The following is a 15,096-nucleotide window of genomic DNA, read 5'->3' as shown; positions in this document are numbered from 1 at the left end:
TGCGACTGCCAACTGATACTGAATACTTTTACTAAATACAGTTAGTTTTTTACCCGAATTGTCTCAACATCTTCGTCATCAATCCGGTTTTCGTCGAAAGCAGAAGGCAATAATTTTGGTATTAACTTAATAAATATAGGAAGTAGAATTGCCCCGCCAGGTAATATAAAAATAGCTAGTGAAGGTATACTTTTGAAAATATCTAAAAGCTGATTTTGAACTTTTTTCTTTTCTTCATTACTTAAATCACGCATCGTAGATTTTGATAGCAACGCTACAAGTTCAGCACTTTGCGACAACTCTTTTAGTAATCTTTTACTATTGCGTAAAATTAGTTTTTTTACAATTTTACCCATACTATCGTAAAATTGCTTAGCAAGATTCTTTTCTTTTAAATAAGGAATAATAGCTACATTTAATTGAAAAAATGTGGTGACATCCTTAATTGAATCTAAAATTATAGTCTTTTCAAAACCTAAATCTTTTCCTATTCCAAAAATAAATTCAGACTCCGTATAGTCCAACGAATGATCTTCCCAAACGGTAAGGCATGCCATATCTAATAAATAGCGATTCTCCCAGATATCCTTACTATTCAATAGCCTATCGCGGTAAGAACCATCAAATTTATTATCGGCACAATTAATATAGGTCAATGATGATGCTAATAGTTGGGAAAGTTTATTATCCTTCCTGTTTATTTCCTTAGAGCTAAGTGCATGGTAGGTAATATGTATTGCTAAGTACTCAATTTCCTCTGCCTTTTCCTTCAAAGAAACATATTCATTTAAATAGTGTTTAAAAAGTAGGACATCAATAAATAGAAGCGAGTTGGTTATTAGACTGTTAAAAGTTTTACTAATTATATTGTCTTCAATATATATTCTTGAAGTCATTAATTTTTCCAACTTTGCGGATGTTTTATTACCCGTAAGTAGTTTGCCGAAAAATCCCGTACTATTAATTTTTAATATTTCGTAGAATTTAAATACTTGCTCTACAAACTGGTCAAAATCTTCACCTCCTTTAATCTTAAATGTAAAGTATAGCGCATTTAGGAGGTTAATCTTAGCTTTTTCATCTTCAGATAATAGATGCTCAGGATGAATAAATTCAGGAATACCAGAATTTAAACCATATACAAACCCACTTTTTTTTAGCGCATGGTATAGGACATCAAAGTCGGGAAAAGCATTTTGGTGTTTTTGAACGACCGATCCATATTTTTCTATCCAACCAGAGGCAGACGGGTTCATGTGTACATATTTTATGGGTGCAAAGTTAGCTAATTATAATTTTCTACTTCTAGTTACCATATATATAAAGGTGATTTTTTTAGCATTTTAAGGTTCCTGTCAAAAAGTAGAATATCGATATTAAAAAAAAATATTCACATTTTTTTAATAAAAATGAACCTTTCGTTTTTATTCTCGTAAGTAAGGGTGATTCTAATCTAAAAAAAAAGATAATGAAAAAATCAAAATTATTTATGGGACTTGGGGCACTAGCCTTAGTAGGAGTTCTTTTAGTGGCAGCTGATCATATTGATGCGCCTGATGCTATGGGAACCACGGCAGATATTGCCGATTTTTATGCTTTTGAACCAACTTTGGGTTCAGATAATACTGTTTTTGCGGTAGACCTTCAATCAAATGTATTGCCGGATTTGGCGTATGGTACGTTCGATGAAAATGTGTTACTAGAAATCAATATTGATAACGATGGCGATTTGGTCGAAGATTTGGTAATACAAGCAATTCCAAGAGATGGTAAAATGTATTTCTTTGGTCCTGTTGCGCCAAGTGAAACCGGTTTAAATGGTTCCATAATGGTAGATTCTCCATTAGGGTCAGTAGACATTTCTGCAGAAACGGCCATCGTAGAAACAACTAGTAATGGTGTGTCTTTATTTGCAGGCCCAAGACAAGATGCATTCTTCTTCGACTTTTTTCAATTCAATGAAGTAATAGGCGGGACTGCACCTTTAGGTTTTAAACCAGCGGGTGATCCCAATAGTACAGATGACGATGATGATACAGCGGTTGATACATTTGACGGTGCCAACACTATGTCTATTGTTGTTGAAATTCCAAATAGCCTTTTAGGCGAAACAACAGCAGTTAATGTTTTGCAATTACCAGTCTATAAAACATGGGTAACTACAAATGCTAAACAATAATAACCTTATAAAAATTATAAAGATGAAATTTAAAAATATAAAATATACGTTTTTATCACTTTGTGCAATTACAGCTTTAGCTTCTTGTAGTGATGATGATAATACACCAATGGTAATGACACCTACTTGTAATGACGGAATTATGAATGGTGATGAAACAGGAGTTGATTGTGGCGGTACATGTACGCCTTGTGAAGACGGTATGGAGCCAATGGGTCCAGATTTTACAGGAACATATGCGCAAGTAGACTTTATGGGCAGACCAGGCATTAATACAGTTTTAAGTGCCGATGGCGAAACTAAGAATTCGCATAATATGTCTATTCCTTCAGAAATGCAAGCCACTTTTCAAGCTGCTTTTGAAGCACGGTTAGAGGCATACCACGATGTTTATGCAAATATATTAGGAGCAGATCCTGCAGCAGTGAACTTTGAGCCAAATATTTTGGGTGATATATTAAATGGACCAATGGACGATGGTTATACTAACAATCCAGTAACCGCTACTGTATTAACTACGGTATTGTCTAATGATGTTCTTGAAGTTGCCCCTAATTTACCAACAACTTATTTTAATGGTGGTAGTGGTGCACCAAACTATGAAGGTGCAGTAGGTTTGACTGGTAGAACACTACAAGACGATGTTATTGATGTATCGTTAATACTATTATTTGGTGGTGGAGATGGCGCAAGATTTAGTGGTCAAGATACCGATGGTGATGGTATGGCAGATTTACCTAGATTAACTTCAGATGGCGTTGGGCTAACCGCTACTGTAGACACAGCGTTCCCTTATTTGGGCGCACCAGAATAAAAAGTTGCCTCAACCTTATAGGTTAGAAATAACCTAAAAGACTGGCACAACCCTAATTGCTTATGAAAAAGAAGGGATGGGGAGTTGAAAAGCTCCCCTTTTTTTAACAATCCAAAAAAAAACAAACTCATGAAATTATTAAAGCTTTTACTAGTAGTTATGCTGGTATCTTCTTGTGATACTAAGAATCAAGAAGCAATTGCTAATAAAGAAGATTACAACAAGTTTTTAGTTTCTAATGAAATTAAAACGACATCAAAATATTTTGAACTTTGGAATTCAAAAATAAGACCAGATAGTATTCAGCTTACCAGTTTTGGTGTAGTTGGTGGAGAATATAATAGGTATTTTCAAAAAACTGGCGAAATAGAATTTTTAAAAAAAGCAGAAAAGAGCTTAAAAAAAGCAGTAGAAATAGCCAATATTGGTAAACCTGGTTTTTATAGGTCTTTAGCTAGAAATTATATATCGCAACACCGCTTTAAAGAAGCCTTGCAATTAGCTGATTCTGCAGCCGCCATTGGTGGCGATAAAAATGAAACCCAAAGTTTATTTTTTGATCTGCATATGGAACTGGGAAACTATGAACTGGCAGAAACCTATTTAGATAGCCTAAAGAATATGTCGGATTTTGGGTATTTGATTCGCATAGCAAAATGGAACGATTATAAAGGAGATTTGGATACGACAATAAACTTTATGGAAAAGGCTAGAGATAAGGCAGAGTCTGCTAAGAATAAAGATTTGATGTTATGGAGTTATACAAATTTAGGTGACTATTATGGACATGCCGGTAGAATAGAGGATTCTTATAATCAGTATTTAAAATCGTTAGAAATAGATAACGATAATGCCTATGCTAAAAAGGGCATTGCATGGATCGCATTTTCTAATGATGATAATCCAGAAGAAGCCCTTAGGATATTAGATTCGGTTACCAAGACATATAGTGCCCCAGATTATTATTTGTTAAAAGCAGAAATAGCGGATTACATGGGTAATGATTTAATTAGAACTAAGAATTTGGACCACTATTTTTCTAAGGTAAAAGATGTTGCCTATGGCGATATGTACAATGCCTATAATCTTGACTTGTTTATAGGGGAAACAAAACAATATGATCAAGCATTGGTTTTAGCCCAAAAGGAAGTTGTAAATAGACCTACGCCAGAATCTTATAGTTGGCTGGGGTATAGTTATTTAAAGAAAGGCAATGAAAAAAGAGCATTAGAGATTATGGATGAACATGTGTCTGGTAAAACTTTTGAACCTGCACTGTTATTCCAAGCAGCAGAAGTTTATAAGGCAAATGGTCAAGAAGAAAGAGTTAAAGATTTAAAGAACGAATTAATGGGTGCCCTGTATGAATTAGGGCCCAATATGGAAAAGCAAATCCGTGAACTGTAATTAATCGCCCAATTATTTCATTTCTGGTTTGTTTTAGGTTGGATTGTTTTTTTTCAACGCCACGATGTAAAGTCGTGGCGTTGTTATTATTACGCATTTCATCGAAAATTATGTTTTTTTTAACAGGGTTATAGATGAAATACATATATTTATCGTCCAAATACATTTAAAGTGCCCCAGCATCTTAAAAATGTGAACTAAAAGTAACCACCAAAACTAAATGTTGTTATGGAATACCTACTCTTTACATTATGGATTAGCTTAATGATTTTGCTAGTTGGTAAAACTATTTTTGCTTACCGATCATTACAAAAAACATTACACAGAACAAATAGCTCTATCTAAATTAATTTTCTTAATAGTACAGGTAATAGGAGTAAATCTAGGATTAAGGCTGTTACTAAGGTTACGCTTATAATCAATCCTATGGTTACACTTGGTTGATGTATAGAAAATAACATCACCATAAAACCAAAAAATAAGATAATAGTAGTTATTACTAATGCTCTGCCTGTTTGCGCAAAAGTTTTCTCAAGAGCAGCCTCTTTATCTAGACCTTGAGTAATTCCTAATTTATATTTTCCTAGAAAGTGGATAGTGTCATCAACGGCAATGCCAAAGACAATAGCAAAAACCACAGAGAGTGAAGCTTCAAGCGGTATGCCTAAAAAGCCTAACATACCACCAGCAAATAGTATAGGTAGAATATTAGGTACAAGTGAAATTAAGAAGATTTTGATGTCTTTAAAAACAAACGCCATTATCACTCCGATTAACAATAATCCATATAGGAGTCCTTCTAAAAGGCTGCTTCGTATGTATTCAGAGTTTTTATCTAGTAATATACTTTTACCTGTTACTTTTATTGAAACAAGTGAGGTGTCCATCTTCGTTTTTGCAAAATGAGCAATATCATTGTAAATAATTTGTAAATTATCGGTGCCAATGTCTTGCAGTCTACCGTTAATACGGGCAATAGTTTCGTCTTTATTCACGAATTTACCTAACTGCTTACGAGCTAGTTTACGCGTGTCTTTTTGATATTTTAAAAAGGTTTTTTCATCGTTTGGTAGAGTAAAATATGCTGCACTATTTAAGTTATTGGCTTTATTAAAGATTTTATAGGGTAAGTTGGCAGATTGCACGTTGCCAATACTTTCAAATGTTTTTAAATATACCAGTAGCTTTTCTATTTCTTGCGCTACTTTAAAATCGGTAACCTTATAGCCATCGGTACTCATTACCGCAATTTCTAAAGGTCTAAATCCAGAAAAATTACTCTGAAAGAAATCAAAATCTTTGGCTATTTTACTTTCCGCAGGTAGGGTATTCTTTAATTCCTGATTAGTTTGTACCATGTAAATACCTAAAAAGCAAAGCGCTGTAAAAATAACAGTACCTAAAATGATGGATTTAGGGTAAATTTTAGTGAACCTATTTACCTGTAAAAGATAGTTTACCCAATTTTTAGAAATGCTTCTACGCCCTATCAATGATTTTTCTGGAAGAGATATAAGTAAAGAACCAGTTAAGAAAATAACGGTAATATAGGCTACTAAAACACCAATAGCGGCATTGATACCGAATTCTTGGATACTGACCAGACGAGAAGAAAGCAAGGTTACAAAACCAACTGCGGTGGTTATAGAAGTTAATAAGGTAGTCATACCTACTTCTCTAAGCGAAGATTTAATGGCTTTATAACGTGGTATGCCCGTTTGCAATTTTCGAATGTAACTGTCTGTTAAATGGATAACATCAGATGTGCCCACAATGAGCATGAGTACTGGATAAAATGCTGCCATGGCATTCAATTCTTTACCTAACCAACCTAATAATCCCATAAATAATAAAAGCGACATGGCTATGGAAAAAACCGATATTAAAACCACCGGCATACTTCTATACACCAAAAGCAGAATTATAAAAACTAAGATGGACGCTACTATTGTGGTGGTAAGTACTTCACTCTTTTGCATTTCTACAATAGCTTCATAAAAGAAAGCCCTTCCTAAAATGTGAAAGTCGGGTAAGTTGTGTTTTTTTAAAGAAGCTCTTATACTATTTAACAGCATTTCAGACTGCTTGTAATCTAAGTTGTCTTCGGTCTCTAAAGCTAAAACCACAGACTTTCCCTTTTCATCAACAAGTACGTTTATAAAAAGAGAATCTTCTTTAATCTTGTTCCAATCTTTCTGGTATTGGGTAGGGTCATCAATATGAATAATGGGTAAAGTGGTATAGCCAAATGAAGTTTTAAGCGGGTAGGAGAGCGAGGTTAAAGAACTACTTTCTAAAACATGGGTGAAGCTTTTACTTTCCTCAGAAAATGCCTTAAAACTATTTAAAAAATCTTGTTTAAATATATTAGGCTCGTTCTTTACCGCAATTAGTAAAAAGTTGTCATCTGTCCCGAATTCTTCAACGTAACTGTCATAAAAAGCTAAATCGGGATCATCTTCTGGAAAAAACTGACTAAAATCGAAAGAAAACCGAAGCTCATCCAATTTAGAGGCAGCCAATACGCCTAATAGGATGAAAAGTACAATGAAAAACTTTTTAAGGAAACCAAAGTCAACCTTCATAGAACAGAATAAATATCTATTTCGGGTGCAAATTTACCATTCTACATTGTAACCGTACTAAAAAGTATAAAATAAGAGTAATGAAGTTTTCTTTAAAACCTAAAATGCTCTTATTATAACTATAGTTCAATAAAATTGTCGAGATCTAAGGTCCAATCATAATTGGTGTATTCAATATCAACGCCTTTGGTAGAAGGTATAATTTCATTTTCTTTTAAAATTTTCTTGATACCGCCTTTTCCACCAAAATCTCCGCGAAACCAATTAAATAGAGAAGTTACCTTAACTACATTTGTATCGTTATTGAAATCGCTAGTTCTTTTAAGGTGTTTTTTTGTACCTTTTTGTAACTGCTCGGGTAAACGCTCCCACTCATAGATGGCAACCGGAGGGCAATCCTTAGCACCACAGTTTAGCGCAAAATGAATGTTGTAGATAGGGTTATCTACTCTCAATTTTCGTTCAAATTTATTTGGGAACCACTTACGTATATAGCCTAAACCATATTCCCATTGCGATTTTCTAATGAGTCCGTGTTCTATTTTTGCAAACGATACCATTTCGCCTGCAATTTTAATTTGCTCTAACTTAAAAAAGCTACCTCGATCATCATACAATTCTGGATTCTTTTGAAGAATTACCTGAATGTATGCATTGTAAATATTCAGCCAAAATGCCAATCGCTTATTATTGGTATCCAGTGCATTGTCTAATTCTGAAATAGAAGTATTGGTTAATACGTTTTGTAGGTCTTGCGTGTCTTGTTTATCGATAATTCGCTGTAAAAAGGTTTCGGACAATTCGTTGAAATCTGTATCCTTATTGGTGTCGACCTGTGCACGCACATCAGTTATAGCTATAAATAGCAGAGCCAATATAGTTATAAGAAAAGGTATTTTTAGTTTCATAAAAGTGTTTTAGGTTACCTTATTTACGTAATAGTAGTTAAAAAGTTCGTGAAAATTTAGTCGAATTATAATTTAATTGATTTCGTCAACCTTTTTTTTAATTTTAGGGTGGATATAAAACTTTTTTATGCAATTTGCGTAGGTAAGGCGTAAACCTAAACTTTTTAGGTGGTAGTTTTTACTTTTTATCAACTACGCCTTGGCTATATTTCTATGATAAGCATAATAATACCGGCACATAACGAATATAATAACTTGCAACGGCTCTTCAAAGCTGCTTGTTTTTTAGATCATGAAAAGCTTTGGGAAATTATTGTTGCGATATCTCCAGGTAATTCTGATTCTATTGAAATGCTAGATTGTAGTCAGAAAGTCAAATTGCTTTATTGTAAAAAGAAGGGAAGGGCAGCTCAAATGAACGAAGCTTCTAAAATAGCATTAGGTAATATTTTTGTTTTTTTACATGCGGATGTAGTTCCGCCAACCGGATTCATTGATGATATTTTAACTAGTTTACAAGATGGATATGATGCAGGTTTCTTTTCATACAAATTTGATAAAGATGTGTGGTACCTACGCGTAAATGCATCGTTTACAGCTAAAGACGGACTCTTTACTGGAGGTGGAGATCAATGCCTTTTTATCAAAAAAGAGGCTTTCAATCAACTGGGAAAGTTTAATGAAGAACAAGTGCTGATGGAAGATTTTGAGTTTTTCCGACGGATGAAAAAGGAGAACGTTCCATATACCATCGTCAAAAATGACTTGATAGTTTCTGCTCGTAAATATGAATCGAACTCTTATTTGCGTGTAAACCTTTCGAACTTTCTTTTAGTAGTACTCTTTAAATTCGGATATCCTGGCAACAAGTTAAAAACACTACATAATAAGTTGATACGCACCCCATATAATGGATGAAATAATTAATGGTATTCAGCAAATAGGTATTGGTGTTGTTGATGTTAAAAAAGTATTTAACTGGTATAGAAAGCATTTAGGTTTTGATATTTTATTATTTGAAGATGAGGCAGTTGCATCTTTAATGACAAAATATACCAATGGTAATGCTGAAAAGCGTGAAGCCTATTTGTCTTTAAACATGACTGGCGGTGGCGGGTTGGAAATTTGGCAGTTTAAAGACCGAATTCCAAGTAAACCAAGATATCCAATTCAATTTGGAGATTTAGGTATCTACGCCATGAAAATAAGATGTAAAAACCTAAATGAAATACATTCGTATTTAAGGGGTATAAAGGTATCTCATCTTTCCGAAATCAATCATGTCTACCGTTCCAATTTTTATTTTAGCGATCCTTTTGGTAATCGAGTGCAAATAGTTGAAGATCATTATGTTTTTTGTAATGAATCTTCTAAAAATGGGGGAGTGCAGGGTGCGGTTATTGGGGTTAGTGATATGGAAACTTCTTTGAAGTTTTACAGCAGCATGTTAGGATATTCTATAGTAGCATACGATGCAATAGAAACAGCAGATGAAATCTCAAAAGGTAAGTTTAGAAGAGCGGTAATTTCACAGGAACGGAAGTTAGTTGGCGGATTTGGAGAACTACTCGGTCCCACGCAACTAGAGCTTATTCAAGTTCTAGAGAGAAAACCCATTAAGATATTTGAAAATAGATTGTGGGGAGATTTAGGCTATATACACTTATGTTTTGACGTATCGGGTATGAGTTCTATTAGAGAAAAAGGGAAGCAGAACAACTATCCTTTTCCGTAGATAGTGCCCATAGTTTTGATATGGGCGATGCCGCTGGGCATTTTAGTTACATAGAAGATCCAGATGGGACTTTGATTGAATTAGTAGAAACGCATAAAGTTCCTATTCTAAAATCTTTGGGTATTTTTTTAAACCTAAAAAAAAGAAATCCGCACAAAACCTTACCTAAATGGTTGGTGAAAAGTCTATGTTTTCACAGAGTAAAAAAGGACCGATAAGCTAAACCAATTTTAGTTTTAGCTTTTACTGGTATTTCTAATTAATCCTATCCCAGAAAAGAAAAATATAGCTCCAAGAACGCCATAAACAATTAGTTGTTTTGTGGTTCCTGCACTGTTTCCAAATAATATTGCTGCGTAAACAAGTCCGCCAATTCCTAACAAGGTTAATACGGTACCAAAAAGTTTCTTTAAATCCATGGCCGAAAAATAGTAAAAAAAAATGGTCAGTTTTTAAAAACTGACCATTAATGCTTTAATTTTTATTTTACTCGATAATCGAGATTTAAATGCTCCGACCCTTGTGTCGAAATTTAATGTTTAATTTCCTAATAATACCTCGAGGGATTTCCCTGAGGTGATTTATTATGAAGCGGATACAACACCTAGTGTATAGAGTTGCTCTAAATTTGGTGATTCACTACCACCTGCCGGTTCTAGTGTAATACCAAATGCTTCTGAATCGTTAGGGTTATTAAGTGCAAATACTTTGTTTTCATCTGAAGCAAAGTCTTCAAGTAATCCCATGCTGGTAGGAGTAAGCGGAGAAAGCTTTAAAGACCAAACTTGGTAAACAAAACCTTCTGGTGGTTCTGGTAAACCTTTGGCGTCTATAAATACTTTTTTGTCTTCCTTGTTCCAGTATGCTTTTGCATAAGATGTTGGCGACACCTCTTGTCCTCCTAAAGAAGTTACACTTATGTTTTTATCACGTAGGGTATTCAATAAATTTTGAGTTTCTTCCAATGAAGAATCGGTGTCAGCAATTTGCTGCTCTAAATCTATATTTTGTTTTTCAACTACTTGTATGTCAGATTTTAAATCTTCATTCTGTTGATACATCCAAAACAAACCAACAGCCAATAATAGTGATGCGGCCCAACCTACGTAAAGCATAATTGGGTTACGTTTTTCGTTTATAGATACCACTTTAACCTCTCCGTTAATTCTATCCATTAACGATTTAAAAGAATAATCGAATCCGGGGGACGCTTTCTTCGATAACGCTAAAATAGAAGCTTCAATTGCTTCTATTTCTTTTTGAATTTCCGGATACTCTTTCGCATAATTGGCGATTTCCAGATTCTCTTTATCTGAAAGTATACCAGCTATATAGAGCTCCAAAATTCCTGATGCTATGTATTGTTGTACATCCATATTACTTACTTTCCATATTTTCTCTCAATTGAGAAATGCAACTTCTATTTCTTGTTTTTACCGTGCCTAACGGAATATCCAATTCTTCTGCAGCGTCTTTTTGAGTATATCCTCTAAAGTATAACAGTTCAATGATTTGAACACATTTTTCCTTTAAATTTTCAATAAGTTTCCTTAAACCTTTTGTATCAACTGTTGAAGTTTCGTCATCGGCCTTGTTCTGCAAAATACCTACGAAGAAATCTGCGGAAAGGTTCTTTTTATCATTTTTATACGACCTACTGCGTATTTCATCGATGGCGGCATTTCTGGCGATATTTAATATCCATGTAAAGAACCTTCCTTTAGATGAATTATAACTATCGCAATTATTCCAAATTTTAATGAAAACGTCTTGACAAATTTCTTGGGATAAGGCATCGTTCTTAACGATGGTGTTGATGACACCACAAATGTTATCGGCGTACATAGCGTGTAACTTTTCGAAAGCAGTGGAATCTTTCTTTTTAAACTGTTCAACCAATAAATCTAATTGCATAGGGTAATATTAAATTTCGCTAAAAATAGAAAAAGCTGTTCTTAGAACAGCTTTTATAAATTATTTTTTTAATCTTATTGAATTAAACCAGCGCAGCTAATACGTGCACCGGCATCACCACTAGGTTGAGAGGTAAAATCATCTACACCTTGGTGTACAATTAATCCTTTACCAACAATGTTTTTATTTTCATCATCACAACCAATACACCATTGGTCAGTAGAAAACTCAATTGTAGCTGTTCCGTCAGATTTTGCGGTAAAATTACCAATATCACCTTTGTGATATCCTTCACTTGCCAGCCATTTACCATGCGGTTCGTTTGTTGGGTTCCAATGTCCTCCAGTAGAAGAACCGTCATCTGACGAACAATCTGCAGTTTGGTGAATATGTATAGCATGCTCGCCTTCAGAAAGTCCGGTTAATTTTGCGTTCATTGTAACCTCTCCATTTTCTTCAACAAAACTTACTTCTCCACTTACATCACTATCACTTTTAGATTCCATTAGCATAGAAATACGGTTAGTAGTAATTTCTTCAGCTACTTTTTCCATTTCATGATCCATTTCTGCATCCATTTTTTCAGCTTCTTTCTTAGCATCTTTACAACTAAAGACAGCTATTAGCGCTAATAGGGCTAATTCAATTTTAAATATTTTCATTTTCAGTGTGTTTAAGGGTTATGTGATAAAGTTACGTATTAATACCTATACCTTTTGCTCATTTCCAATTCATTTTAACAGAATTGATAAATGTGAAGAGTTAAGTTATTATCTGCTTATAGGAATTTTTATTTACTCCTTCTTTTTAAAAATACCACGTAAATCGGTATTAAATACAACACCTAATTGCAAACGGTCATAATCGGTTGTTCTAAAATCATTTCTTAAATACCCAAATTGCATACTTAAATTATCAGTTACATTAACTCCTACAGCGGCATATAAACGGTTTTGACCAAATGCTTCATTTTGTAGATTTATGAATATTTCATCATAAAAGTTTAAAAAGAAAATGTCTGTTAAGGGTAAAGTAACTTGTAACCTATAACGTGCCCTATGTTCTGTTCTACCTAAATCTTGTTCAGGGTCGCTGAGAATATCAGTTTGGGAAATAAAACGTTGTTCTAACCGATATCGATGTTCAAATTTAAATTCCCAAACTTTATTTTTAAGAATAAACTGTTCAAAAATTCTATGTTCAGCTAAATTAGCCTCTTTTAGGCTGCCTAGAAAAGTGGGGTCGGTATCAATATAACCATAGCCAATAGTGGCAATAGCATCAGGATTTATATGGTAATTAGCCCCTGTTCTTAATAGCAATTGATTAAAATTGTCAGCAGTTTCATAATACCTAAATTGAGCTTCGGTGTGTATACTCCATTTTTCTGCAATTTTATTGGTACCAAAATACATAAACCAACTCCCTAATTCATCTTCACCGGTAACTTCGCTTTGAGCATTTGTAGGTGTAATTGTTGCTAATAATATTAGTAATGTAATAACTTTCTTCATTCTTTGTTTTAATATGATACTTAACATTTTTGGCTTTATTTATCGCCATCTTCAATTGGGGTTCCTTGATCTTTCTTTAAATACAAATTTAAAAAATCTAAAACCTTGCTATACGCTTCAACTTGATTTTCTTTTTTAACGAAGCCATGACCTTCATCTTCAAACAGCACATATTCTACGGGTACTCCGTTCTTTTTTACACCCGCAACAATTTCATCAGACTCTACTTGTAATACACGTGGGTCTTTAGAACCTTGTAATACAATTAAAGGTTTGGTCACCTTATCTGTATGAAACAATGGCGAAATCTCTTTTAATCGTACCGAATCTGCACTATATGGGTCACCTAATTCTAGGTAAAGGGCTTCTTTATAAGATTCCCACCATGGCGGAATACTTTTTAGGGTTCGCAACCAGTTGGTAACACCAAATAAATTCACCCCAACTGCAAATTCTTCGGGCGTATAGGTAAGTGCCGCCATGGTCATATAACCGCCATAGGAACCACCGATAATTCCTATTTTATCGGCATCGATTTCTGGCTGGGACGCAAGCCAATTTTTACCTTCAACGCAATCTTTCAAATCTTTATCACCATGGTTTAAATCGTCCATTTGGTAAAAAGTTTTACCGTAGCCACTACTACCTCTATTGTTTACCGCTAATACCGCATAACCGTGATTGGTAAGGTATTGAATAAACGAACTAAAATTTTGACGACTTTGACCTCCTGGTCCACCATGTACCCAAACTAGGGCAGGTACTTTGGCATCGGCACCTGCTTGATGTGGTTTGTAATAAATTGCTGGAATTTCTACACCGTCAAAAGATTTGTAACGAATAACTTCAGCAGAAACAAGATCTTCAGCTTTAATTTCAGGATTTAAAACATCGGTTAATTGCCGCTGTTCTTTCGTTTGTAGATTATAGACATATAAATTACTAGGCGTGTGAGAACCTCCTGCATAAAAACGCATCCATTTTTCGTCTTTTGAGAAATCTACATTGGTTATTTCCATAGATTCAAATGCCGGTAATTCAATATTTTCCATAGTAGCTACGTTCATAACTTCAATGGTATTTTTTGCATCTTCATTTATATAGGTAACTAAATAGGTACCGTTATCTGTAAAGTAACTACCCAAAATATCCCAATCACGTTCAAGAACTTTATCGCTTGTGCCAGTAGCAATGGTATATTTCATGAGGTAAGAAAACTCATTACCCTCATCGGTGGTATAATACAATGCATCACCAGAAGGAGAAAAATCTTGACTACTATTTGCGCTTTGCGCTTTATTAATTTTGATTTTTTTCTTTGTTGATAGGTTATAAAGGTATAAATCGGCATCGTTGGTATTTATAGACTTAACAAGTGTTAGCTGTTTTTCATCTTTACTTAGATTACCAATATCGTAGCCTTCCTCATTCTTATAAATTAGTTTTGGCGAATAATTGAGAAAATCCATTTGATACAAATCCATGTATTTTGAATCTCGCTTATTCGATGTAAAAAAGAAACTTTGGTCATCTTCTGCCCAACTATGAAAACTAGCCCTAGCACCTTTCTCGGGAGTAAGGTCTGTGTGGCTTCCATCTAAATTACGAAGGAATATATGGTAGATTTCATCACCATTACCATCCATACTAAAAAGCATACGCTCATCTTTCGGAAAATAAGAAATAGCAAAAATAGAAGCGGTATCAGATTGCGTTATGGGCGTTAACTCACCACCATTGGTTGGCACGGTATACATGTTGTATATACCGGACCTATTGCTGGAAACCAATAATTTAGAATTATCATGATAAAAACTACCACCTGATATGGATTCATTATCCATCATTTGTTTAATGGTATATTGGTCAGGAGTTTTGGAAATGTTTACTTCCTTCTTTTCATCTTTTACTTCTGTACAACTCCAAAAAAGAGCTATAGAAAAACAAGCTAATAGTTTTTTCATAATTGATATTTTAAATGGCCAGGCGTAAGTATCGTAACTATGATATAATTACCTACTTGCAGCACGAATTCCACCA

14 protein-coding genes are annotated in these 15,096 nt (G+C 34.2%); 5 read left to right on the top strand and 9 right to left on the bottom strand.

What is annotated here, in order from left to right; genetic code table 11:
- Window positions 1–41: 41 nt before the first annotated feature.
- Window positions 42–1,256 carry an LETM1-related biofilm-associated protein gene (locus BTR34_RS00765; protein WP_068483900.1) on the bottom strand — a complete coding sequence of 405 codons (1,215 nt, stop codon included), beginning with the start codon at window positions 1,254–1,256 and terminating at the stop codon, window positions 42–44.
- Window positions 1,257–1,468: 212 nt separating this feature from the next.
- Here BTR34_RS00765 and BTR34_RS00760 point away from each other — a divergent pair, with 212 nt between their 5' ends.
- The 3 genes from BTR34_RS00760 (at window position 1,469) to BTR34_RS00750 (ending at window position 4,400) form a co-directional block, all read left to right on the top strand.
- The gene (locus BTR34_RS00760) at window positions 1,469–2,179 is read left to right on the top strand and encodes a DUF4331 family protein (RefSeq protein WP_068483898.1); all 711 of its coding nucleotides are present in this window, start codon (window positions 1,469–1,471) and stop codon (window positions 2,177–2,179) included.
- A gap of 22 nt (window positions 2,180–2,201) precedes the next feature.
- Window positions 2,202–2,993: a DUF4331 family protein gene (locus BTR34_RS00755; protein ID WP_068484062.1), complete on the top strand. Its 792-nt coding sequence runs from the start codon at window positions 2,202–2,204 to the stop codon at window positions 2,991–2,993.
- Between the two features lie 129 nt (window positions 2,994–3,122).
- Window positions 3,123–4,400, top strand: coding sequence for a tetratricopeptide repeat protein (locus tag BTR34_RS00750; protein WP_068483896.1), 1,278 nt, complete (start codon window positions 3,123–3,125; stop codon window positions 4,398–4,400).
- Window positions 4,401–4,741: 341 nt separating this feature from the next.
- On the opposite strand, the gene BTR34_RS00745 is transcribed toward BTR34_RS00750, so the two are convergent.
- Together BTR34_RS00745 and BTR34_RS00740 are read right to left on the bottom strand one after the other, a co-directional pair.
- Window positions 4,742–6,985 carry an efflux RND transporter permease subunit gene (locus tag BTR34_RS00745; protein ID WP_068483895.1) on the bottom strand — a complete coding sequence of 748 codons (2,244 nt, stop codon included), beginning with the start codon at window positions 6,983–6,985 and terminating at the stop codon, window positions 4,742–4,744.
- A gap of 119 nt (window positions 6,986–7,104) precedes the next feature.
- Window positions 7,105–7,893, bottom strand: a complete 789-nt coding sequence (locus tag BTR34_RS00740) for a DUF547 domain-containing protein (RefSeq protein ID WP_068483894.1) — start codon at window positions 7,891–7,893, stop codon at window positions 7,105–7,107.
- A 213-nt stretch (window positions 7,894–8,106) separates the two neighbouring features.
- Between BTR34_RS00740 and BTR34_RS00735 the strand changes: the two genes are divergently transcribed.
- Together BTR34_RS00735 and BTR34_RS00730 are read left to right on the top strand one after the other, a co-directional pair.
- Entirely contained in the window at window positions 8,107–8,811 is a 705-nt protein-coding gene (locus BTR34_RS00735) for a glycosyltransferase (RefSeq protein WP_068483892.1), read from the top strand.
- On the top strand, window positions 8,804–9,628 hold the full coding sequence (locus BTR34_RS00730) for a VOC family protein (RefSeq protein WP_197496151.1): 825 nt from the start codon (window positions 8,804–8,806) through the stop codon (window positions 9,626–9,628). The genes BTR34_RS00735 and BTR34_RS00730 overlap by 8 nt, the downstream gene beginning before the upstream one ends.
- A gap of 236 nt (window positions 9,629–9,864) precedes the next feature.
- Here the strand turns inward: BTR34_RS00730 and BTR34_RS00725 are convergent, their stop codons facing one another.
- The 6 genes from BTR34_RS00725 to BTR34_RS00700 all read right to left on the bottom strand — a co-directional run bounded on the left by BTR34_RS00725 (window position 9,865) and on the right by BTR34_RS00700 (window position 15,020).
- Window positions 9,865–10,047, bottom strand: a complete 183-nt coding sequence (locus BTR34_RS00725; RefSeq protein WP_068483890.1) for a hypothetical protein — start codon at window positions 10,045–10,047, stop codon at window positions 9,865–9,867.
- Between the two features lie 165 nt (window positions 10,048–10,212).
- The gene (locus tag BTR34_RS00720; protein WP_068483889.1) at window positions 10,213–11,004 is read right to left on the bottom strand and encodes an anti-sigma factor; all 792 of its coding nucleotides are present in this window, start codon (window positions 11,002–11,004) and stop codon (window positions 10,213–10,215) included.
- 1 nt (window position 11,005) lies between these two features.
- Complete coding sequence (locus BTR34_RS00715) at window positions 11,006–11,542, bottom strand: RNA polymerase sigma factor (protein WP_068483887.1); 537 nt, start codon at window positions 11,540–11,542, stop codon at window positions 11,006–11,008.
- A 74-nt stretch (window positions 11,543–11,616) separates the two neighbouring features.
- Entirely contained in the window at window positions 11,617–12,204 is a 588-nt protein-coding gene (locus tag BTR34_RS00710) for a superoxide dismutase family protein (protein ID WP_068483885.1), read from the bottom strand.
- 132 nt (window positions 12,205–12,336) lie between these two features.
- Entirely contained in the window at window positions 12,337–13,056 is a 720-nt protein-coding gene (locus tag BTR34_RS00705) for a DUF2490 domain-containing protein (RefSeq protein ID WP_068484060.1), read from the bottom strand.
- A 35-nt stretch (window positions 13,057–13,091) separates the two neighbouring features.
- Window positions 13,092–15,020 carry a S9 family peptidase gene (locus BTR34_RS00700; protein ID WP_068483883.1) on the bottom strand — a complete coding sequence of 643 codons (1,929 nt, stop codon included), beginning with the start codon at window positions 15,018–15,020 and terminating at the stop codon, window positions 13,092–13,094.
- Between the last annotated feature and the right edge of the window lie 76 nt (window positions 15,021–15,096).

The organism is Maribacter hydrothermalis (assembly GCF_001913155.1).
GTDB classification, from domain to species: Bacteria; Bacteroidota; Bacteroidia; order Flavobacteriales; family Flavobacteriaceae; genus Maribacter; species Maribacter hydrothermalis.
The sequence above is the reverse complement of the archived record's forward strand: the minus strand, read 5'-3'. Positions and strand labels throughout refer to the sequence as shown.